General features: G+C 67.6%; 19 protein-coding genes. 5 read left to right on the forward strand and 14 right to left on the reverse strand.

Annotated features, from left to right (window positions below; all coding sequences use genetic code 11):
- From ACO07Z_RS18760 to ACO07Z_RS18775, 4 genes are read left to right on the forward strand one after another with little or no spacing between them, the layout of a single operon-like run.
- Positions 1 to 858, forward strand: coding sequence for a sugar phosphate isomerase/epimerase family protein (locus ACO07Z_RS18760; RefSeq protein WP_421700091.1), 858 nt, complete (start codon positions 1 to 3; stop codon positions 856 to 858).
- Between the two features lie 12 nt (positions 859 to 870).
- Positions 871 to 1,632 (forward strand): class II aldolase/adducin family protein, encoded by a 762-nt coding sequence (locus ACO07Z_RS18765; protein WP_421700092.1) that lies wholly within the window; start codon positions 871 to 873, stop codon positions 1,630 to 1,632.
- Positions 1,633 to 1,676: 44 nt separating this feature from the next.
- On the forward strand, positions 1,677 to 2,759 hold the full coding sequence (locus tag ACO07Z_RS18770) for an aromatic ring-hydroxylating oxygenase subunit alpha (protein WP_421700093.1): 1,083 nt from the start codon (positions 1,677 to 1,679) through the stop codon (positions 2,757 to 2,759).
- Between the two features lie 47 nt (positions 2,760 to 2,806).
- Positions 2,807 to 4,432 (forward strand): phytoene desaturase family protein, encoded by a 1,626-nt coding sequence (locus ACO07Z_RS18775; RefSeq protein WP_421700094.1) that lies wholly within the window; start codon positions 2,807 to 2,809, stop codon positions 4,430 to 4,432.
- Between the two features lie 42 nt (positions 4,433 to 4,474).
- Here the strand turns inward: ACO07Z_RS18775 and ACO07Z_RS18780 are convergent, their stop codons facing one another.
- The 11 genes from ACO07Z_RS18780 to ACO07Z_RS18830 form a co-directional block, all read right to left on the reverse strand.
- Complete coding sequence (locus ACO07Z_RS18780) at positions 4,475 to 5,869, reverse strand: aspartate aminotransferase family protein (RefSeq protein WP_421700095.1); 1,395 nt, start codon at positions 5,867 to 5,869, stop codon at positions 4,475 to 4,477.
- 23 nt (positions 5,870 to 5,892) lie between these two features.
- Positions 5,893 to 7,413 carry an NAD-dependent succinate-semialdehyde dehydrogenase gene (locus tag ACO07Z_RS18785; protein ID WP_421700096.1) on the reverse strand — a complete coding sequence of 507 codons (1,521 nt, stop codon included), beginning with the start codon at positions 7,411 to 7,413 and terminating at the stop codon, positions 5,893 to 5,895.
- 132 nt (positions 7,414 to 7,545) lie between these two features.
- The gene (gene ehuA, locus ACO07Z_RS18790) at positions 7,546 to 8,325 is read right to left on the reverse strand and encodes an ectoine/hydroxyectoine ABC transporter ATP-binding protein EhuA (protein WP_421700097.1); all 780 of its coding nucleotides are present in this window, start codon (positions 8,323 to 8,325) and stop codon (positions 7,546 to 7,548) included.
- Positions 8,322 to 9,014 carry an ectoine/hydroxyectoine ABC transporter permease subunit EhuD gene (gene ehuD / locus ACO07Z_RS18795; protein WP_421700098.1) on the reverse strand — a complete coding sequence of 231 codons (693 nt, stop codon included), beginning with the start codon at positions 9,012 to 9,014 and terminating at the stop codon, positions 8,322 to 8,324. The genes ehuA and ehuD overlap by 4 nt, the downstream gene beginning before the upstream one ends.
- 10 nt (positions 9,015 to 9,024) lie before the next feature.
- Positions 9,025 to 9,690 (reverse strand): ectoine/hydroxyectoine ABC transporter permease subunit EhuC, encoded by a 666-nt coding sequence (gene ehuC / locus ACO07Z_RS18800; protein WP_421700099.1) that lies wholly within the window; start codon positions 9,688 to 9,690, stop codon positions 9,025 to 9,027.
- Positions 9,691 to 9,779: 89 nt separating this feature from the next.
- Entirely contained in the window at positions 9,780 to 10,631 is an 852-nt protein-coding gene (gene ehuB, locus ACO07Z_RS18805; protein WP_421700100.1) for an ectoine/hydroxyectoine ABC transporter substrate-binding protein EhuB, read from the reverse strand.
- A gap of 84 nt (positions 10,632 to 10,715) precedes the next feature.
- On the reverse strand, positions 10,716 to 11,726 hold the full coding sequence (gene doeB, locus ACO07Z_RS18810; protein WP_421700843.1) for a N(2)-acetyl-L-2,4-diaminobutanoate deacetylase DoeB: 1,011 nt from the start codon (positions 11,724 to 11,726) through the stop codon (positions 10,716 to 10,718).
- A 5-nt stretch (positions 11,727 to 11,731) separates the two neighbouring features.
- Positions 11,732 to 12,910 (reverse strand): ectoine hydrolase DoeA, encoded by a 1,179-nt coding sequence (doeA, locus tag ACO07Z_RS18815; protein WP_421700101.1) that lies wholly within the window; start codon positions 12,908 to 12,910, stop codon positions 11,732 to 11,734.
- Positions 12,907 to 13,920: an ectoine utilization protein EutC gene (gene eutC, locus ACO07Z_RS18820; protein ID WP_421700102.1), complete on the reverse strand. Its 1,014-nt coding sequence runs from the start codon at positions 13,918 to 13,920 to the stop codon at positions 12,907 to 12,909. Before eutC ends, doeA begins: the two co-directional genes overlap by 4 nt.
- On the reverse strand, positions 13,917 to 14,930 hold the full coding sequence (gene eutB, locus ACO07Z_RS18825; protein ID WP_421700103.1) for a hydroxyectoine utilization dehydratase EutB: 1,014 nt from the start codon (positions 14,928 to 14,930) through the stop codon (positions 13,917 to 13,919). The genes eutC and eutB overlap by 4 nt, the downstream gene beginning before the upstream one ends.
- Positions 14,931 to 15,047: 117 nt before the next feature.
- Entirely contained in the window at positions 15,048 to 16,502 is a 1,455-nt protein-coding gene (locus ACO07Z_RS18830) for a PLP-dependent aminotransferase family protein (protein WP_421700104.1), read from the reverse strand.
- A 60-nt stretch (positions 16,503 to 16,562) separates the two neighbouring features.
- On the opposite strand from ACO07Z_RS18830, the gene ACO07Z_RS18835 reads away from it, so the two are divergent.
- Positions 16,563 to 17,018 carry an Lrp/AsnC family transcriptional regulator gene (locus ACO07Z_RS18835; protein WP_421700105.1) on the forward strand — a complete coding sequence of 152 codons (456 nt, stop codon included), beginning with the start codon at positions 16,563 to 16,565 and terminating at the stop codon, positions 17,016 to 17,018.
- A gap of 12 nt (positions 17,019 to 17,030) precedes the next feature.
- On the opposite strand, the gene ACO07Z_RS18840 is transcribed toward ACO07Z_RS18835, so the two are convergent.
- The 3 genes from ACO07Z_RS18840 to ACO07Z_RS18850 are packed head-to-tail and all read right to left on the reverse strand — an operon-like array spanning position 17,031 to position 20,470.
- Positions 17,031 to 17,810, reverse strand: a complete 780-nt coding sequence (locus tag ACO07Z_RS18840; protein ID WP_421700106.1) for a creatininase — start codon at positions 17,808 to 17,810, stop codon at positions 17,031 to 17,033.
- 20 nt (positions 17,811 to 17,830) lie between these two features.
- Positions 17,831 to 19,348, reverse strand: coding sequence for an amidohydrolase (locus ACO07Z_RS18845; protein WP_421700107.1), 1,518 nt, complete (start codon positions 19,346 to 19,348; stop codon positions 17,831 to 17,833).
- A 36-nt stretch (positions 19,349 to 19,384) separates the two neighbouring features.
- On the reverse strand, positions 19,385 to 20,470 hold the full coding sequence (locus tag ACO07Z_RS18850) for an ABC transporter ATP-binding protein (RefSeq protein WP_421700108.1): 1,086 nt from the start codon (positions 20,468 to 20,470) through the stop codon (positions 19,385 to 19,387).
- Positions 20,471 to 20,475 lie beyond the last annotated feature (5 nt).

The raw sequence follows: 20,475 nt of genomic DNA on the forward strand, positions 1-20,475 counted from the left end.
ATGCCGCTCAAGGTCTACCAGTCGCTTTGGGCCACCGAGCAGCGCCGCCCCGGCGCGCCGGAGCGGCCGGTGGCCGAGCGCTTCGATGCGGTGAAGGCGGCCGGCTTCGACGGCATGGCCATCGACCTCGGCGCCATGGATATCGACGCCGCGCGCGGCACGGTGCCGGAATTCGCCCGCACCGGCCTTGGCGGGCTGCTGACCGCCTTTCCCCGCTCGATCGAGGAGCTGCGCCCGGCGCTGCACCTCGCCAAGGAGATCGGTTCGCCCTTCGTCATCGTCATCGGCCAGGTGATGCCGCTCTCCGTGGCGGAGATGGTGCCGGTCATCGAGGCGTGGATGCGGATCGGGCGGGAGGAGGGCGTCCCGCTGCAGTTCGAGACGCACCGCAACTGCATCACCAACGACATGTTCGCCACGCTGCTGCTGATGGACGCCATCCCCGAGCTGCGCCTCGCCGCCGACCTGTCGCATTACGTGGTCGACCGCGAAATGATGCTGCCGATCAGCGCCGACTACCAGGCGCAGGTCGGCCGGCTGCTGGCGCGCTCGGACAGCTTCCAGGGCCGGGTCGCCAATCGCTGCCAAGTGCAGCTGCCGCTGCATTTTCCGCAGCACCAGCCCTGGGTCGCCGTGTTCCGCGACTGGTGGCGCCGGGGGTTCACCTCATGGCAGGCGCGCCACGGCACGGACGCCGACTGCCTGTTCCTGTGCGAACTGGGTCCCCGCGACTACGCCATCACCGATGCGCAGGGCGAGGAATTGTCGGACCGCGCGCAGGAAGCCCTGCTGCTGCGTCAATGGGCGCTTGAGGACTGGGCTGCGGCCGCCGCGCGCCCCGTCGCCGAACCGAACTGAGGAGAAGCCGTCATGGTCGTCGCCCGCCTGAGCCCGGAGATGAGCGCCGCCGAATGGCAGCAGCGGGTCGACCTCGCCGCCTGCTACCGGCTGCTCGCGCATTACCGGATGACCGACCTCATCTACACCCATTGCACCGTGCGGGTGCCGGGCGAGCCGGGGCGGTTCCTCATCAACCCCTATGGGCACCGCTGGGAGGAGATCACCGCTTCCTCGCTGGTGAAGATCGACGTGGACGGCAACAAGGTGGGCGACAGCCCGCACCGGGTAAATCCGGCCGGCTTCACCATCCATTCCGCCGTGCATATGAGCCGGCACGACGCGGCCTGTGTCATCCACACCCATACCCGCGCCGGCATGGCGGTGGCCTCGCTAAGGGAGGGGCTGCTGCCGCTCAACCAGATCGCGCTGCAATTCTATGGCCGGCTCGGCCTGCATGACTATGAGGGCATCGCGCTCGACCTCGACGAGCGCGAGCGCATCATCGCCGACCTCGGCACGCATTGCGGCCTGCTGCTGCGCAATCACGGCCTGCTCACGGTCGGGCGGAGCGTCGCCGAGGCGTTCAACCTGATGTTCTATCTGGAGCGCGCCTGCGAGGTGCAGGTGGCGACGCTTTCCATGGGCCGCGAGATCGTGCTGCCGCCGCGCGAGGTCTGCGAGAAGGTCGGCGCGCAATACGACCAGATGAATTTCGACGACGGCGACCTGCAGCTCGAATGGGACGCGCATCTGCGCCTGCTCGACGCGCTCGATCCGTCCTACCGCACCTGAACATTCAAGGGATCAGCAAGATCCGAACGCCTGGGAGCACGCACATGACCACCGAGACGAGTGCCGCCGCCGGCAGCTTCGACTGGACCCTGCCGGCCAGCGATTATTGCGATCCCGCGCTTTACGAGCGCGAGCGCAAAGAGATATTCGCCCGCAACTGGATGTTGTTCACCTGGTCGGAGCGGCTGCAGAAGCCGGGCGACTATGTGACCGGCACGCTGGCGGGCTATCCCGTCTTCGTCATCCGCGACGATGACGGCGTGGTGCGCGCCTTCCACAATGTCTGCCGCCATCGCGGCGCGCAGCTCCTGGAAAAGGAAGAGGGCCATTGCGGCAAGCTGGTGGTCTGCCCCTATCACAGCTGGAGCTTCACCCGTGACGGCGCCCTGAACAAGGCGGTGGATTTCGGCGAGGGCATCACGTTCGACCCGAAGGCGTGGGGGCTCTACGCCATCGACGCCGAGGAATGGCGCGGCCTCGTCTTCCTGCGCATCGCCCGCGGCGGCGAGAGCCTCATCGACTGGCTCGGCCCGATCCACGCCATGGCGGCGGATTATCCGCTGGAGCAGCAGCATTATTTCATGTCGAAGGACCGCGACTGCGCCGTCGACTGGAAGGTCTATGGCGAGAACTATCTCGAATGCTACCACTGCCGGACCATGCATCCGGGCCTGTGCCAGTCGCTGGATATCGACAATTACCGCATCGACACCTATCCCAAAGACAAGTTCTTCCACCTGCACGCGCCCAAGCGCGATGGCGGGCTGACGCGGGGGCTTTATTTCTATCGTTTCCCCTTCCTCATGCTGAACCTCTATGACTGGGGCTCGTCCATCGCCACCATCGAGCCGCTGGGGCCGGGGCGCATCCGCCACATCAACTGGTACTTCTTCACCGATATCTCGCCGGAGAAGGCGGAAGAGAACCGCCGTTCGGCGGAGTGGTCGGCGCAGATCGTGACCGAGGATCTCGACATCATCACCGGCGTGCAGCGCAATCTCGCGGCGGGAATCTACACGCGCGGGCCGCTGTCGCCGAAAAATGAGTATTCGGTCAAAGCCTTCCAGGACATGTGCCGCGAAGGACTGGAGCCCAAGGCCCCGCTGCGCGGCGTCGCCGCGGAATAAGTCGTGCCGTCCTTCGGAATGCGATCCGTCAGCGTGGGGTTGAAGCGATGAATGCCGACGTTACCGTGGGCAAGGTTTACGACGCCATCATTATCGGCGCCGGGCATAATGGGCTGGTCTGCGCCAATTATCTCGCCAAGGCGGGGCAGAAGGTGCTGGTGCTGGAACGCCGCGATGTCGTCGGCGGGGCGGCGGTGACGGAGGAGATCGCGCCCGGCTTCCGGGCGTCGATCTTCTCCTACCTCATGAGTCTGCTGCACCCGCGCATCATCCGCGAGCTGGAGCTGAAGAAGCACGGGCTGGAAGTGCTGCCCTGCTCGGACATGGTCTCCCCGCTGGACGGGGAGGACTACATCCTGTTCTCCGACAATATCGCCAAGTCGCAGGCGAGCTTCGCCCGCTTCTCCAAGCACGATGCGGACATCTATCCCGAGTTCGACCGCTATCTGAACGAGGCGGCCAACATCGTGCGCAAGCTGCTGTGGGAGACGCCGGTCGATCCGACCAAGCGCGACTGGCGCACCTTCAAGGACGGGGCGTCGCTGCTGTGGCGGCACCGGAAGATCGGGCGGAAGATGTACCGCATCGTCGATATGCTGACGATGAGCGCCTATGACTTCCTGCGTGAATGGTTCGAGGATGACCGCGTGATGGCCGTGCTGGCCTATTACGCCTCCATCGGCACCTTCGCCGGGCCGAAATCGCCGGGTTCGGCCTATGTCATCATGCACCACATCATGGGCGAGCATGAGGGCGCCGGTGGCTGGGGCTTCATCAAGGGCGGCATGGGCGCCATCACCCAGGCGTTGGCCTCTTCCGCGCGCGAGAAGGGCGTCGACATCGTCACCGGCGCGCCGATCCGGGAAGTGCGGGTGCAGAATGGCCGCGCCACGGCGGTCTCGACCACCACGGGCGAGACCTATGCCGCCAAGACCATCATCTCCAATGCCAGCGCCAAGACGCTCTATCTCGACCTCGTCGGCGAGACGCATCTGCCGGAGGAGGTGGTGCGGGAGATCAAGGGCTATCGCACCTTCTCCACCGCTTTCAAGATGAACATCGCCTGCGAGCGCCCGCCGCAATACCGCATCCTCGACCGGGTGCGGCGCGAGGGGACGCTGGGGAATTTCGACTACCCCACCTATATGCACATCGCGCCCGACATCGACTATCTGGAGCGCGCCTATGACGACGCCAAGCATGGCTGGTACTCGTCGCGCCCCTTCATCACCCCCGTGGTGCCGACCATGGTGGATACGACGCTGGCGCCGCCCGGCAAGCATGTGGTCAATCTGTTCGGCGGCCACGCGCCCTACACGCTGAAGGGCGGCGACTGGGCCACCGAGAAGGAGAATTTCCGCAAGACGGTGTTCGACACCATCGAGGAATACGCCCCCGGCTTCCGCGACGATGTGATCGAGGCGCAGCTGCTCGTCGCGCCCGATATCGAGAACATCGTCAACCTGCCGCAGGGCCACATCTTCCATGGCGAGCTGTCGACCGACCAGCTGTTCTTCCAGCGGCCGGTCTCCGGTTATGCGGATTACCGCACGCCGGTGAAGGGGCTTTATATCTGCGGCTCCTCCATGCATCCCGGCGGCGGCGTTTCCGGCATCCCCGGCTTCAACGCCGCCCGCGAGGTGATGCGGGACATCAAGGCGAAGCGGAACTGACGGCAATACGAGAGGCCCGGACCGGGCCTCTCGCGGCCCGGCTCAGCCGAGCGTGGCGGCGACCGCCTCGACCGCGCCGCGCGTCGCCTCGACCACGACATCGGCTTCCTCCCGCGTCAGGCACAGCGGCGGGGCGAAGCCGATGATGTCGCCCTGCGGCATGGCGCGGGCGATGACGCCGCGCTCCAGCATGGCGGCGGCGATGCGCGGGCCGACCTTCTCCGCCGTGTCGAAGAAGGCGCGGTCGTCCTGGTCCCGCACCAGTTCCACCGCCGCCAGCAGACCCTCGCCGCGCACCTCGCCGACGAAGCGGTGGCCAGCGAGCGCGTCCTTCAGCGCGGCGTTGAAATAGGCACCGGTCTCGCGGGCATTGGTGACGAGGTCGAGTTCGTCGACCAGTTCGAGATTGGCGACGCCGGCCGCCGTGCACAGCGGGTGCGACGAATAGGTCCAGCCATGGCCGATGGGGCCGTATTCGTCCGAGCCCTGCTCCAGTATCCGCCAAACCTTCTCCGAGACGATGACGCCGGAGAGCGGCGCATAGGCGGAGGTGAGGCCCTTGGCGATGGTGATGAGGTCCGGTTCGATGCCGTAATGGTCGGAACCGAACATGCTGCCGAGCCGCCCGAAGCCGGTGACCACCTCGTCGGCGATCAGCAGGATGTCGTATTTCGTCAGCACCGCCTGGATCTTCGGCCAGTAGCCGGCCGGCGGCGGCACGATGCCCCCGGTGCCCAGCACCGGCTCGCCGATGAAGGCGGCGATGGTTTCCGGCCCTTCCGTGAGGATCATGTCCTCCAGCCTGTCGGCGCAGTGCTGGGAGAACTGCTCCTCGCTCATGGAACGGTCCGGCCGGCGGAAATAATAGGGCGCCTCGGTGTGCAGGATCGGCGCGCGCGGCAGGTCGAACAGGTTGTGGAAGCCGGCGAGGCCGGTGAGGCTGCCGGTCATCAAGCCCGAACCGTGATAGCCGCGCCAGCGCGAGATGATCTTTTTCTTCTGCGGCCGACCGAGCACGTTGTTGATGTACCAGACCAGCTTGATGTTGGTCTCGTTGGCGTCCGAGCCGGACAGGCCGAAGAACACCCGGCTCATGCCTTTGGGCGCGCGCTCCACCACCATGCGGGCGAGGTTGATCGACGGCTCGGAGCCGTGGCCGGCATAGGCGTGGTAATAGGCGAGCTTGGACGCCTGTTCGGCGATGGCGTCGGTGATCTTGCGCCGGCCATAGCCGACATTCACGCAGTAGAGTCCGCCAAAGGCGTCGAGGCTGCGCCGCCCCTCGCGGTCGACGATATAGACACCCTCGCCGCCGGTGACGATGCGGTTGGGCGTCTCGCCGCGCGCGTGCTGGGCCATATGGGTGGACGGGTGGAAGAAGTGGTCGCGGTCCCAGCTTTCCAGTTCGTTGCTGGCGGGGGCGGCATGATCGAGCATGGCAGACTCCTTATTTCCCCGCCTCAGCCGAGGTCGAGGCAGACATATTTAAGGTCGGTGAAGGCTTCGAGGCCGTGGCGCGAACCTTCGCGGCCGAGGCCGGACTGTTTCACGCCGCCAAAGGGGATGGGTGCGCCGGTGATCTTCACCCGGTTGACCGCGACCATGCCGTAGTCGAGCGCCTGCGCCATCCGCGCCGCCCGGGCGCCGTCGCGTGTGACGACATAGGCGACCAGCCCATATTCCGTGGCGTTGGCGCGGGCGATCACCTCCTCCTCGTTGTCGAAGGGGGCGAGGGCGGCGACGGGGGCGAAGGTCTCCTCGTCCATGATCAGCGCGTCTTCCGGAACGTCGGCGAGAACGGTGGGGGCGAGGAAGAGCGGGCCGGGCACCGCGCGCTCCGGCGTCAGGCGGCGGGCGCCTTGCGCCAGCGCGTCGTCGATCTGCGCTTGCGCCTTGGCGACGGCCCCTTCATGCATCAGCGGGCCGATCTCACTCGACGGATCGAGGCCGGGACCGACCCGTAGTGCCGCGACCCGTTCGGCGAAGGCGGTGCAGAAGCGGGGATAGAGCCCGCGCTGCACGTAGATGCGGTTGGCGGCCAGGCAATCCTGGCCGGAGGTGGCGAATTTGGCATCGACGGCGATGGCAACGGCACGCTCAAGATCGGCATCGTCGAACACGATCAGCGGCGCATGGCCGCCAAGTTCCATCACCACCCGCTTCAGGCTGCTCGCGGCGTTGCGGGCGACGATCCGGCCGATCTCGGTCGATCCGGTGAAGCTCACCGCCCGCACCCGCAGATCGGCGCAGAAGGTCTCGGCGATCGGCGCGGGTTCGCCGGTGACGACATTGAACACGCCGGCCGGGAAGCCGGCCCGCTCCGCCAGCTCCGCCAGCGCCAGAGCCGAGAGCGGCGTGTGCGAGGACGGATGCGCAACGACGGTGCAGCCGGCTGCCAGCGCCGCCGCTGCCTTGCGGGTGAGCATCGCGGATGGGAAATTCCACGGCGTGAGCAGTGCGGCGACGCCGACCGGGACACGGGCGAGCGACATCTGCGCGCCGGGGAGATGGCTAGTGACACCCTCCACATTCACCCGCAGCGCCTCCTCGGCGTAATAGGCGATGAACGAGGCGGCATAGGCGATCTCGCCGCGCGATTCCGCCAGCGGCTTGCCTTGCTCAAGGGTCATGAGCAGCGCGAGATCGTCGGCGGCATCGAGCATGAGCCCATGCCAGCGGCGCAGAATATCGGCGCGCGCCTGGGGGAGAAGCCCTTTCCAGGCCGGGAAGGCGCGGTGGGCGGCGTCGACCGCCCGCGTCGCCTCGGCCGCACCCAGCGCCGCGACCTCGGCGATGGCGCTGCCATCGGCCGGATCGGTGACGGTGAAGGTCCGGCCTTCCGGCGCGCCGGTCCATTTTCCGTCGATATAGGACAGGCTGCGCAGCAGACGCGGATCGGACAGCCGCCCCAGCGCCGGGTGGCCGGCGGCGCGGGCGAAGCGTTCGTTGCGGGCGCGTTCATTGCGGGCGGGCGCGATCATGGCGGCTCCTTTCTCTCGTTCCCTGAAGCCTAGGGGGGCGGGGGCCGAGAGGGTTTCCGAACATCCCGGCGACCGCCGACAGGCCGCCGGAACTTTGCCGGTCCGCCGAAGAACTATCGGCGGGCGCGGCTGCTAGCGCAGCACCGAGGCCAGGAACTCGCAGGTGCGCGGGTGGGTGGGGGCGGTGAAGATCGCCTCCGGCGCGCCCTGCTCGCAGATGCGGCCCTTGTCGAAGAAGCACACGCGGTCCGAGACCTCGCGGGCGAAGCGCATCTCATGCGTCACCAGCAGCATGGTCAGGTCGTGCTCATGGGCGAGGTCGCGGATGACGGCGAGCACCTCGCCGACCAGCTGCGGGTCCAGCGCCGAGGTCGGCTCGTCGAACAGCAGCACGCGCGGGCGCATGGCGAGCGCTCGGGCGATGGCGACGCGCTGCTGCTGGCCGCCGGAGAGCTGGGAGGGGAAATGGTCCTTCTTGTCCGCGAGCCCTACCAGCGCCAGCAGCTCCGTCGCCCGCGCTTCCGCCTCGGCACGCGAGAGGCCGAGCACGCGCACCGGCGCTTCCGCCACATTGCGCATCACGCTCATATGCGGAAACAGGTTGAAGCTCTGGAACACCATGCCGACATGGCTGCGGATTTCGTGCAGATGGCGTTCCGACGCCTGGAACGGGCCGGTGCCGTGAGGCTCGTGATAGTCCTTGCCCGCCAGAGTGAGGCGGCCCTCCTGGAACGGCTCCAGCGTCATCAGGATGCGCAGCACGGTCGATTTGCCCGAGCCGGAGGGGCCGATGAGCGTGACCTTCTCGCCCGGCGCGACCTCGAAGTTGAAGTCGTCGAGCACGGTGAGCGCGCCGAAACGCTTGGTCACGCCGGCGAACTGGATCAGGGGCGCGGGGGCGTTTTCGGTCATCGCAGCGGGATTCCTGCCTTGGGGAGCACTTTCTGCAGCCGGTGCAGGCCGGCCGAGCAGATCAGCGTCAGGATGAGGAAGATGAGGCCGACCATGGTCAGCGGCACGAGATACTCAAAAGTCCGCTCGCCGATCATGTTGGCCAGCGCCATCATGTCGAGCACGGTGATGACGGAGAGCACGGGCGTCTCCTTGATCATCGCGACCATGTAATTGCCCATGGCCGGCAGGATGCGCGGCACGATCTGCGGCACGATAATGTCGCGATAGGTCTGCATCCGGGTCATGTTGAGCGCGGTGGCGGCTTCCCACTGGCCGCGCGGCACCGCCTCGATGCCACCGCGATAGACTTCCGACGTGTAGGCCGAATATTGCAGCCCCAGCGCTAGCGCTCCGGTGAGGAAGGCGGGCAGGGTCACGCCATATTCTGGCAGCACGTAGTAGAGGAAGAACAGCTGCACCAGCAAAGGTGTGTCGCGCAGGAATTCGACGATGCAGGCCGTGGTCCAGGAGACGCTGCGGAAACGGCTACGCCGGAGCATGGCGAAGACCAGGCCCAGCCCGAGCGCGATGGCGAAGCCGGCCGCCGCCGCTTTCAGCGTCACGGTGAGGCCGATGAGGATGATGGGCAGGATCGACCACGCATAGGTGAGCGGGGTCGTCGTGTCCCAGGCGTAGCCGTACATCATGCCGGGGCCCTCACGAATGCGCCGCGCGCGGGAAGGCCGCGCCACGCCGGGCAAGCCGTTCGATGAGCCGCATCAGCAGCATCAGCACCAGCGACATGGCGAAATAGCCGAGCAGCGTCAGCGTGTAGACGCCGGCACTGTCGAGGGTGAGGTTGCGGATCGACTGGGCGCGGAAGGTCAGGTCGGCGATGGAGATCAGGGAGACCAGCGACGACAGCTTCAGCGTCTCGATGGCGAGGTTGCCGAAGGCCGGCAGCATTTCGATGAGCGCCTGCGGCAGGGTGATGTGGATGAGCGTGTGCAGCCGTCCGAAATTGAGGGCGCGGGCCGCCTCGTGCTGCTGCACCGAGACGGAGGCGAGCGCGCCGCGGACGATTTCCGAACCATAGGCGCCGACATGCAGGGCCAGCACCAATATGCCAGTCGCCACCGGCTCGAAGCTGATGCCGACCAGCGGCAGCGCGTAATAGAACCAGAACAGTTGCACCAGCAGCGAGGTGCCGCGAAACAGTTCCGTGTAACACAGCGCCAGCAGGGAGACGGCCCGTCCGCCCTCGACACGGGCGATGCCGGCGGCAAAAGCCAGCACCGCGCCGATGGCGATGGCCGCCAGCGTGATCCACGCGGTGACGAAGGCGCCCTGCGCCAGCGAGGGCAGATAGGAGACCCACGACATCGACAGCTCCCGATGTGAGCGGCGGAAACGGCATGCCCTCCGCCGTGGCCAGGCCGCCGGCGGAGGGACGCGGGTTCAGGCGGCGCGGTCTACTTGCCGGCGCAGAGATCGGCGACCTTGCGGTCCGCCGCGGCCTTGATGCTCTCCGGCGAGAGGCCGTAGCCGGCGAGGATCTTCTTGTACTCGTCGGTGGTGCGGAACTCGACCAGCGCGGCGTTGAAGGCCTGATAGAGGTCCTTGTCCTCGGGGCGGAAGGCGAAGCCGCCGTAATTGCGCACCGGCTTGCCGTCGACGACCGGGTCGGTGAACGGCGCCGCCTGCTCGACATTGGCCTGCCCCTTGGCGAGCGCGGCGACGGTGAGCTCGGTGGCGGCATAGGCGTCGGCGCGGTTCTGCACAGTGGCGAGCGCGTCGGCGTTGGCGGTGATGAAGATCACCTGGTCGTCCTTCACACCGACGGCGCGGAGGAAGTCGATATTGTTGGCGCCGGAGACCACCGCCACCTTCAGCGACGGGTCCTTGGCGATGTCGGCATAGGTGGTGAGCTTCTTCGGATTGCCCTTCTTCACCAGCAGCCCCTCGCCATAGGAGGAATTCGGCTCGGTGAAGGCCACCTGCTTGCAGCGCTCGGGCGAGATGTTCTGCTCGGCGGCGACGAAGTCGAAACGCTTGGCCTTCAGGCCGGGGATCAGCGTGCCGAAGGGCGTCACCGTCCAGGTGACATCGGTGATGCCCATCTTCTTGAGCACGGCATTGGCGACATCGGGGCCGATACCGGCCGAGGTGCCGTCATCCTTCATGTAGGAATAGGGCACCTCATTGGCGGTGGCGGCGCGGATATAGCCCTGGTCCTTCACCTCCTTCAGCGTGGTGGCGCTTGCGGTGGAGAGGCCGGCGGCGAGGGCAAGGGCGGAAAGCCCGGCGAGCTTGAGATACGACATTTTCTTCTCCTCTGGTCGGTTTGGAGCGAAAGGCGGTGCGCCGTGTGTCGGCGTCCGTGTTGGGCCGCGCGGCGGCCGGTTCGATCAGGCCGCCGTCACCACGGCGAGAACGGAAAGGCAGTCGCCCGCCTTGATCAGGCCCGGCACGTGACGGGCGGCGAGCACGCCGTCCATGGCGGCGCGGTATTCGGCGGGCGTCTCGCCCGTGCGCCCGATGGGGTAGACGCGGGCGATGAGGTCGCCCTTGCGCACCGGGGCGCCGAGATCGACCGCGAAGGCGATAAGCCCATCGTCCCCGGCGAAGGCGAAGCAGTCGGCGGATGGCATGTCGAGCCAGCGCGTTGGCGCGGGTTCCGGCTCGCCCCGCATGATGCCGGCATGCCGCAGCAGGTTGGCGACGCCGCGCCTTGCGATGCCGATGCTGGTGGCGCTGGCCGTGCCGGCACCGCCGAGTTCGGTGGTGACGAACACCTTGCCCATGTCCTCGACCGTGGTGTCGAGCATGCCGACGGCGTCGATCTCCAGCATTTTCATCGAATAGGGAGCGGCGAAGGCGGCCACGGCGGCGAAGCACGCCGCCTCCTGCGCCTTGTCCGCCAGTTCGTGCGCGGCGGCATAGGGCAGGAAGTCCAGCGTCCTGCCGCCGGAATGGAAGTCGAGCACCAGATCGGCGAGCGGCACGAGGTGGCGGGTGACGTAATCGGCGATCTTCTCCGTCACCGTGCCGTCCGGCCGGCCGGGAAAGCTGCGGTTGAGATTGCCACGGTCGATGGGCGAGGTGCGGGTGCCGGCGCGAAAGGCGGGGTAGTTCAGCGCCGGCACGAGGATGACGCGGCCCTGCACCTCCTCCGGCCGCAGGGTCCGGGCCAGCTCGAACAGGGCGGACGGGCCCTCATATTCGTCGCCATGATTGGCGCCGGTGAGCAGCGCGGTCGGCCCTTCGCCATTGGCGATGACGCAGATCGGGATCATCACCGAGCCCCAGGCGCTATCGTCGCGGCTGTAGGGCAGACGCAGATGGCCGTGCTGCACGCCTTTCGCGGCGAAATCGACCGTCGGCGTGATCGGCGAGGGGCGAGGCGAGGCGGTCAGCATGGCCATCAGCCCTTCACGAAGAGCTGGCGCGGCACGTTGGACAGGCATTCATGCCCGGCCTCGGTGATGGCGATGCTCTCGGTGATCTCCAGCCCCATATCCTCCAGCCACAGGCCGGTCATGAAGTGGAAGGTCATGCCGGGCTTCAATTCGGTGCGGTCGCCGGGGCGCAGGCTCATGGTGCGCTCGCCCCAGTCCGGGGGGTAGCTGAGCCCGATCGGGTAGCCGGTGCGGTTGTCCTTGATGATCCCGTATTTCTTCAGCACCGCGAAGAAGGCGTTGGCAATGTCCTCGCAGGTGTTGCCGGGCCGGGCGGCGGCGAGACCGGCCTCCATGCCTTCCAGCGTCGCCTTTTCGGCGTCGAGAAAAGCCTGTGTCGGCGTGCCGAGAAAGACGGTGCGCGAGAGCGGGCAGTGATAGCGCTTATAGGCGCCCGCGATCTCGAAGAAGGTGCCTTCCCCGGACCGCATCGGCTTGTCGTCCCAGGTGAGATGCGGGGCGGAGGCGTCCGCACCCGACGGCAGCAGCGGTACGATGGCGGGATAGTCGCCGCCGAATTCGGCCGTGCCACGAATGCCGGCATCGTAGATTTCGGCCACGAGGTCGCATTTGCGCATGCCGGGCTCGACCACCTCGACGATGCGCTTGTGCATCAGTTCGACGATGCGGCCGGCCTTGCGCATGTAGTCGAGTTCGGTCGGGCTCTTGACCGCGCGCTGCCAGTTCACCAGGCCGCTGGCATCCTGGAAGCGGGCATTGGGCAGGTGCTTCTGCAGCGAAGCGAAGGCGGCGGCGGAGAAATAGTAATTGTCCATCTCGACCGCGATGGAACCCTTGTCCCAGCCGCGATCCGCGATGATCTGCGAGAGCAGGTCCATCGGGTGGCGCTCGGTCGACTGCACGTAATGGTCGGGATAGCCGATGATGTTGTCGTGCCCGAGATAGGCGGTGCGCTTCGCGCCATTGGCATCTTGCTTGCGGCCATACCAGATCGGTTCGCCGGTCGGCGGCACGAGAACGCACTGGTGGACATAGAACGACCATCCATCATAGCCAGTGAGCCAGTGCATGTTGGAGGGGTCGGTGACGACCAGAAGGTCGATGCCGGCCTTGCCCATCGCCGCGCGGGTCTTGGCGAGGCGCTCGGCATATTCCTCGCGGGTGAAGTTGAGGGTGACGGTCACGCGATGTCTCCGGCTGCGGCCTTGGTGTCGATGGGGCGCCCCGCACCGGCGTCGCGCGCACGGGCAAGGGCGAGATTGGCGATAGCGGTGTCCTGCACGCCGGTGCCGGTGAGGTCGGCCAGCGTGATCTCGTCCGGGCGTGTGCGGCCCGTCGCGGTGCCGGCGATGACTTCGCCGAGTTCGGCGAAGCTCTTGTCTGCGCTGACAATTCCGGCAGCGATGGCGTGGTGCAGCTCACCGAGGCGCCGTGTCTGGCTCAGCCGGTCGGCGACGTAGGTGACGCGGGCGAAGGCGGCGGGGTCGATCTCGTTCTTGTGCTCGCTGTCGGCGCCCATGGCGGTGATGTGCTGGCCGGGTTGCAGCCAGTCCGCCATCAGGATCGGCCGCTCGGCCGGCGTGGTGGTGACGACGATGTCGGCGCCGCGCACCGCTGCTGCCGGGTCTTCCACGGCAGTGACGGAAAAACCGAGGCGCGTCGTGAGATCGCGGGCGGTGGCGGCGGCCTTGGCGGCATCGCGCGCCCAGATCCGCGCCTCGCGGATCGGGCGCACCAGCGTCAGCGCCTCCAGTTGCAGCCGTGCCTGCATGCCGGCGCCGAGGATCGCCGCAACGGCGGAGTCAGGGCGCGCGAGATGCCCGGCGGCGACCGCGCCTGCGGCGGCGGTACGCACATCGGTGAGGTAGCCATTGTCGAGCAGAAGCGCATCGACGAGGCCGGTGCGGGTGCTCAGCAGGATCATCAGCCCGTTGAGGCTCGGCAGGCCCAGCAGCGGATTGTCGAAGAAGCCGGGGCTGATCTTGATGGCGAAGCCGTCGAGGCCGGGGACATAGGCGGTCTTCACATCGACTTCGCCGCGATGCTCGGGGATGTCGAGACGCAGGATCGGCGGCATCGCCACCGGCTTGGTGGCGAGCGCGGCGAAGGCCTGCTCGACGCTGTCGACGGCGCTGGCGTCGAGGCGGACGATCGGGCGGAGATCGGTTTCGGTGAGGACGAGCATGCGGCTCATGCGGACGCTCCGTTGACGAGGCGGCTGTGCAGGGCGGGGTCGATATTGCCGCCGGAGAGGATGAGGGCGGCCGGCCCTTCCGGGTGGACCTTGCCGGCGCGCAGGGCGGCGATGCCGACGGCGCCGGCGCCCTCCACCGTTTCGCCCTCGGCCGTCGCGGCATGGCGAATGCCGGCGGCAATCTCGTCCTCGCCGACGAGGACCACTTCGTCGAGCAGGGCGCGGCAGAGTGGGAAGCTGTAGCGATTGGCGAGGCCGATGCCGCCGCCGAGCGAATCCGCCAGCGTTTCCTCCTCCACCACCTCGACCGGCCGGCCGGCCTTCAGCGCGGCCGCCATGGCGGCGCCTTTCTCCATCGACACGCCAATGAGGCGAACGTTCGGGCGCAACGTCTTCACCGCCAGCGCGATGCCGGCGGCGAGGCCGCCGCCCGACAGCGGCACCAGAACCGTGGCGAGGTCCGGCAGGTCTGCGACCAGTTCGAGGCCGATCGTGCCCTGGCCGGCGATGACGTCAGGGTGGTCGAAGGGCGGGAGAGCGGTGAGGCCGCGTTCGCGGACCAGACGCTCCACCTCGGCCTGCGCGTCGTCCTGCGAGCGGCCGACGATCCGCACCTCGGCGCCGAGCGCCCGCACCGCCTCGACCTTGTTGGCCGGCACCAGTGCCGACATGCACACCACCGCCGGCACGCCGGCCTCGCGCGCGGCATAGGCGACGGCGCGGCCGTGATTGCCGGTGGAGGCGGTGACCAGCCCGCGCCGGCGCGCCGTCTCGTCCAGCGCCAGCAGCGCGTTCATGGCACCGCGCAGCTTGAAAGCGCCGACGGGCTGGCGGGTTTCCAGCTTGAGATGGACGGGCTGTCCCGTTAGCGCCGCCAGCGACGAGGAGGCGATCAGCGGCGTGCGCGCCACGCGGCCGGCGATCCGCTCCGCCGCCGCTTCGATCGCCGCGAAGGCGACCGGCAGCTCCTGCGCGGCGGAACGAATGGCGGCTGAGGCTTGTTGCGACATGAACTGAAATTCCCTCTCGCTTGTGATGGTGAGAGGCATCAAAAATCATGTCAATTATTATATTGTAATGATCCAATGATGTGCGGCCACGGCGCGCCCGCGCGCGGGACCGGATCGTCAGCCGATGGCGCCGATGTCGAAGACCGGGGGCAACTGCTCGAAAGTCTGCCGCACCGTGGTCAGCGCCTGCGCCAAGGTCGCCGACGTGAAATGCCCGCCGAGGCAGATGCGGATGCCGCCGCCATGATTGCTGCCGGCGATGAAGGGGTCGGAAGGCGTCACCGCCACGCGCCGCTCCGCCAGCGAGCGCACCAGCCCGTCCTCCGTCCAGTGCGGCGGCACGGCGAGCCAGGCGCACAGCGAGAGCGGGTGGCTGGCAGCGATGTAAGGGCCGAGGGTCTGCGCCACCAGCACCTGACGGGCCTGCGCTTCCTCGCGCTGCACGGCGAGCAGGCGCCGCGCCGTGCCGTCCTCCACCCAGCGGCTGGCGATCTCGGCAAGCAGATAAGCCCCGCTCCAGCTGGTGACGCGCAGGATCGAGGCGGCACGGATGGAATAGTGTGGCGGCACGACGAGATAGCCGACGCGCAGCCCGGTCAGCACGGTCTTGGTGAAGCTGGTGACGAAGAAGCCGAGGTCCGGCACCATCTGGCTGATGGCGGGCAGGGGCGTGTCGATCAGCGGCTTGTAGACTTCGTCCTCGATCACGAACACGCCGTGCCGGCGGGCGATAGCGGCGATGGCCTCGCGCCGGGCCGGGCCGGCCACATGGCTGGTGGGGTTGTTCAGCGTCGGGATCAGCACCAGAGCGCGCGGGCTGCCGGCGAGGCACGCCGCCTCGAACGCCTCCGGGAGAATACCCTCCGCGTCGGTGGGGAGTCCCTTCAGACTGAAGCCCAGTACATTGGCGAGGCCGATCACGCCATGGTCGGTGAGGTTCTCCGTCAGCACCACATCGCCGGCGCGCACGATGCAACTCAGCGCGAGAAACAGGCCATGGGCCGCGCCGTTGGTGATGAGGATGCGCTCGATTCCCGCCTCGATGCCGAGCGGCGCCAGCCAGGACCGCGCCGCCTCGCGGTGGTGGTCGAGGCCGGCGATCGGCCGGCAGCTGCTGAGGAAGGAATCATTATCCGCCTCCGCCAGCGCCGCCAGCACGGCGCGCGCGGCTTCCTCATGGGCTTTGGTGTAGACGCCGCGGACGATGGAGAGGTCGACCGCCTCATCCGGGTTGCGGTCCAGCATCAGGCGGCCGGCGCGCTCGGTGACGCGGGTCCTGACAAAGGTGCCGCGCCCGATCTCGCCGGAGAGATAGCCGAGCCGTTCCGCCTCGCGGTAGCTCAGGCTCACCGTCTGCACCGACAGGCCGAGCGCGCGGGCGAGGTCGCGATGCGTCGGCATGCGGTCCATGGGCTTGAGCACGCCGGACTCGATGTCGGCGATGATGCGCTCCGTCAGCGCCGCGTGCTTGGTCTGGCCTTTGGTCTTGGTGAGCCGGGGCTGCCAGTCCACGCTTTTGCCCATCGCCGCGCCAGCAGGCAGGGCGGCCGCAGGGTGGACTTGACGCAGCATGGAATTGTCTCGTTCTTAGGGGACGGTATTCATGACATTATGCACCCCCGGTCGCAAAAGATGAAGCTCGATGCCATCGACCACCGCATTCTCGCGGCGCTGCGCCGCGACGGGCGCATCACCAAGCTGAAACTGGCGGAACAGGTGCATCTCTCCCCAGCCGCCTGCTGGGAGCGGCTGCGCCGGTTGGAGACCGCCGGCATCATCAAGGGCTATACCGCGATCATCGATCTCGGGGCGGATGAGCCGCGCACCACGGTCATCGTCGAGATCAGCCTTTCCGGTCACCAGCAGGCGGATTTCCGCCGCTTCGAGGAGGCGGTGACGCGCGAGCCCGCCATCATCGCCTGCGATGCCACCGGCGGCGGCATCGACTATGTGCTGCGCGTGGTCGTGCCCGACATCGACAGCTACCAGCGCCTGATCGACCGCCTGCTGGAGCAGGAGGTCGGGATCGCGCGCTATTTCAGCTATGTCGTGACCAAGAGCGTGAAGCGTGAGCGCGGGGATGGTTGAGCCGCGCGCCGCTCACTCCGGCCCGAACACCGTGCGCAGGCTTGCCGCGATGTCCGGCACCACCTGCGCCAGCACGGTCGCGCCCTTTTCCGCCGAGGAGGATTTGGCGGAGGACAGAACGCCGGTGGGCGGGATCGGGCGGGTGTCGAAGGGGTACACGTCGTAAGGCGGGAACACGGCGGCGGGGTCGTCGGGGATCTTGTCGTCGCGCACCAGATCGGGCCGCACATGCAGCATGATCGAGGTTTCCATGACGGCGGCGTGTTCGAGTTCCCAGCTGGGGAATCCGTCGGGAAACAGCACGGCCTCGGTCGCCTTGTTGATGAAGTCCCAATAGCCGAGCTTGACGATCTTCACGTCGCTGCGGCCGAGCATCGCCTGGTCGCGCAGCGCGAGATCGGCGGCTTCCACCAGGAACCACGCATTTTCCATATGCCCGTCGAACAGCACGATCTTGCGCGCGCCGTGGCGGACGAGTTCGTTGACGATGTTGCGCACGAGCGCGATGAACACGCTGGCGTCGAGGCTCAGCGTGCCGGGGAAATGGTTGCCGCCACCGGATTTCGGCTGCGACTTGTAGCCATAGCTCACCGCCGGGGCGACCATGCCGCCCACCTCCGCCGCCACCGCCTCCGCCACGCTGACGGGCAGGATCACATCGGTGAGCAGCGGCAGGTGCGGGCCGTGCTGTTCCACCGAGCCGGTGGGCAGGAAGACGATGGGGTCTTCCTTCATCCGGTCGGCGAATTCGTACCAGGTCATGTCGGCGATGCGGACGGTGGGGGTGCTCATGGCGGGGGCTCCGTCGGGGGTCAGGCAGGCCACATGTCGCTGGTGCCGACCAGGCGATGAATGCCGAGATCGACCTGGTTGCAGCGGCGGTGGATGGCATCGAAAGCTGGGGCGAAGGCGCGGTTCGCCGCCTCGACGCCGGAATGGTAGTCATTGAAGGCCGGCATCAGCGACCGCAGCTCGGCCAGCAGCGCCTTCTCGTCGATCCTTGTCAGCTGGCCGTTTTCGACCACGATCTCGCCATTCACCATCACCTTCTCGATGGAGGAGCCGTTCTCGCTGTAGACGAGGTGGTTGAGGATGTCGTGGCGCGGGGTGAAGCACACCGTGTCGAGATTGATGACCAGCAGATCGGCCTTCTTGCCCGCTTCCAGCGAGCCGGTCTCATGGCCGATGAGCGCGCTCTTCGCCCCCGCCAGCGTGCAGGCGTGCAGCACCTCGGCGGAGCTGAGCCACTGGCTGTAGTCGGGCGTCGTCACCTTGTGGATCAGGCCGCAGGCATGCATCACGTCGAACATGCGCGGCGTGTCATTGGTGGAGATGCCGTCCGAGCCGAGCGCGACATTGACCCCGGCGCTGAGCAGCTGGCGCACCGGGGCGACGCCGGCGCCGAGCTTCTGGTTGGAGATGGTGTTGTGCACCACCGAGACGCCGGCCTCGCCCATAAGCGCGATGTCGTCAGGCGTCACCCAGATGGAATGGGCGATGGTGGTGCCGGGATGCATCAGGCCGAGATCGGCCATGTAGCGCATCAGCGACTTGCCATACATCGCCGGGCCGGTGACGCCCTGCACCTTGGTCTCGACGATATGGGTGTGGAACGGTACCTGCCATTCCAGCGCCAGCGCGTTCACCGCCTGCATCAGCTCCGGCGTGCAGCGCTGCGGGGCGGAGGGGGCGAGCATGAAGCGGATGCGCCCGGAGCGGCCATGGAACTGCGCATAGGCCTCCTTGGCGAAGGCGAGATACTCATCCGTTGTCGGCGGGGTGAGCTTGGCGACTTCCGCCTGCAGCTCGGCCGAGACATGCTCGCGCGAGAAGGGGATGGAATCGAGAAAGTCGCGGTCCATCACATGGCCGGAGACGGTGGCGCGGATGCCGGCATCGTCATAGGCCGACACCGCCGCGCCGAGCTGCGCCAGCGACTGGCGCGGGGCCTCGAAGATGTCGTCGGTCAGGCAGGTGACGCCGGTTTTCAGCGACTCGATCGCCACCACCATGCTGCGCAGATAGATCATGCGCTCGCTCAGCGCCTTGGCGCCGAGGATCGGGTAGGCGTAGAGCATCCACAGTTCGAGCGGCAGGTTGTCGTAGCGGCTCTTGAACAGCGCTTCGCCGGAATGCAGGTGCGCGTTGATGAGCCCGGGCATCACCAGCTTGCCGCTGCCGTCGATGACCGTGGCGCCTTCCGGCACCGGCAGGTCCGGGCCGATGGCCTTGATGCGGTCGCCCTCGACATGGACATCGCCGAGGAAGGGTGTACTGCCGGTCGGGCCGCCCATGGCGAGCACGGTGGCGCCGCGGATGAAGAGGGACATTAGCGAAGCTCCACAGGTTCGCGCGGAAAGGGGGCGTCAGCCCGGCAGGAAGAAGCCCTGGCTGGGCGACCAGCGGGCGACGACCGGCTGGCCGACGGCGAGCGGCGTGTTCTCGATTTCGTGCAGCGAGCGCTGGGCGCGCAGTTCGCCGCCGCCCTCGGTTTCCAGGAAGACGGTGACGGTCGAGCCGACGAATTCCACGGTGACGACGCGCGCCGCCACCTCATTGCCGGTGCCGGTGCCCGCGCTCGCCAGTTCGATGCGGTCGGCCGGCACCACCAGCGTCGCGGTGGCGCCGGAGACGGGGCCGCCCTCACTGGGCGCCGGGGCGTGGACGGTGCCCACCGGGCCTTCGAGCGCGATGGCGCCGTTCGCCTCCAACCGCGCCGTGCCGGTGAACAGGTTGTTGCCGCCGACGAATTCGGCGACGAAGCGGTTGGCGGCGCGGCGGTGGATTTCGCGCGGCGCGCCGATCTGCTGGATGCGTCCTTCATTCATGATCACCACCCGGTCGGCCATGGCGAAGGCCTCGGAATGGCTGTGGGTGACGCAGATGAAGGTGATGCCGAGTTCGCGGTGCAGCCGCACCAGTTCCGACTGCATGCGCACCCGCAGATGCGGGTCGAGGGCGGAGAGCGGCTCGTCGAGCAGCAGCATTTCGGGTTCGAGGGCGAGCGCGCGGGCGAGGGCCACGCGCTGGCGCTGGCCGCCGGAAAGCTGGTCGATGCCGCGCTCGGCAAAGCCGGCGATGCCGAGCCGCTCCATCCACTCCTCCGCCTTCTTGCGGCGCTCGGGTGCCGGCAGGCGGCGCTGCTTGAGGCCGAATTCGACGTTCTTGCGCACGGAGAGGAAGGGGAACAGCGCGTAGCTCTGCCACACCAGCGGCGCGTCGCGCTCCCAGGGGGCGTCCTCGTTGAGCCGCCTTCCCCACAGGCGGATTTCGCCTGAGGTCGGCTGGTCCAGCCCGGCGATCATCCGCAGCGTGGTGGTCTTGCCGCAGCCGGAGGGGCCCATCAGCGCGATGAACTCGCCCTTGTCGATGGTGAAGGAGACGTCGGCGACGGCGGCCTGGCCGCCATAATGCTTGGCGACGCGGTCGAGTTCGATCATGGGGGCGGCCATGCGCG

Origin of the sequence: Ancylobacter sp. (genome assembly GCF_965229075.1) — a bacterium.
In the GTDB taxonomy this organism is placed as follows: Bacteria; Pseudomonadota; Alphaproteobacteria; order Rhizobiales; family Xanthobacteraceae; genus Ancylobacter.

Bases quoted from the DNA above. Each gene is read 5' to 3' on its own strand.
- ACO07Z_RS18850 (WP_421700108.1), bottom strand. From the start codon at position 20,470: ATGGCCGCCCCCATGATCGAACTCGACCGCGTCGCCAAGCATTATGGC.
- ehuA (WP_421700097.1), bottom strand. From the start codon at position 8,325: ATGACCGAAAACGCCCCCGCGCCCCTGATCCAGTTCGCCGGCGTGACC.
- ACO07Z_RS18840 (WP_421700106.1), bottom strand. From the start codon at position 17,810: ATGAGCACCCCCACCGTCCGCATCGCCGACATGACCTGGTACGAATTC.
- ACO07Z_RS18835 (WP_421700105.1), top strand. From the start codon at position 16,563: ATGAAGCTCGATGCCATCGACCACCGCATTCTCGCGGCGCTGCGCCGC.
- ACO07Z_RS18780 (WP_421700095.1), bottom strand. From the start codon at position 5,869: ATGCTCGATCATGCCGCCCCCGCCAGCAACGAACTGGAAAGCTGGGAC.
- ACO07Z_RS18760 (WP_421700091.1), top strand. From the start codon at position 1: ATGCCGCTCAAGGTCTACCAGTCGCTTTGGGCCACCGAGCAGCGCCGC.
- eutC (WP_421700102.1), bottom strand. From the start codon at position 13,920: ATGAGCCGCATGCTCGTCCTCACCGAAACCGATCTCCGCCCGATCGTC.
- doeB (WP_421700843.1), bottom strand. From the start codon at position 11,726: ATGCTGACCGCCTCGCCTCGCCCCTCGCCGATCACGCCGACGGTCGAT.
- ACO07Z_RS18830 (WP_421700104.1), bottom strand. From the start codon at position 16,502: ATGCTGCGTCAAGTCCACCCTGCGGCCGCCCTGCCTGCTGGCGCGGCG.
- ACO07Z_RS18845 (WP_421700107.1), bottom strand. From the start codon at position 19,348: ATGTCCCTCTTCATCCGCGGCGCCACCGTGCTCGCCATGGGCGGCCCG.
- eutB (WP_421700103.1), bottom strand. From the start codon at position 14,930: ATGTCGCAACAAGCCTCAGCCGCCATTCGTTCCGCCGCGCAGGAGCTG.
- ehuC (WP_421700099.1), bottom strand. From the start codon at position 9,690: ATGTCGTGGGTCTCCTATCTGCCCTCGCTGGCGCAGGGCGCCTTCGTC.
- ACO07Z_RS18765 (WP_421700092.1), top strand. From the start codon at position 871: ATGGTCGTCGCCCGCCTGAGCCCGGAGATGAGCGCCGCCGAATGGCAG.
- ehuB (WP_421700100.1), bottom strand. From the start codon at position 10,631: ATGTCGTATCTCAAGCTCGCCGGGCTTTCCGCCCTTGCCCTCGCCGCC.
- ACO07Z_RS18770 (WP_421700093.1), top strand. From the start codon at position 1,677: ATGACCACCGAGACGAGTGCCGCCGCCGGCAGCTTCGACTGGACCCTG.
- ACO07Z_RS18775 (WP_421700094.1), top strand. From the start codon at position 2,807: ATGAATGCCGACGTTACCGTGGGCAAGGTTTACGACGCCATCATTATC.
- ehuD (WP_421700098.1), bottom strand. From the start codon at position 9,014: ATGATGTACGGCTACGCCTGGGACACGACGACCCCGCTCACCTATGCG.
- ACO07Z_RS18785 (WP_421700096.1), bottom strand. From the start codon at position 7,413: ATGATCGCGCCCGCCCGCAATGAACGCGCCCGCAACGAACGCTTCGCC.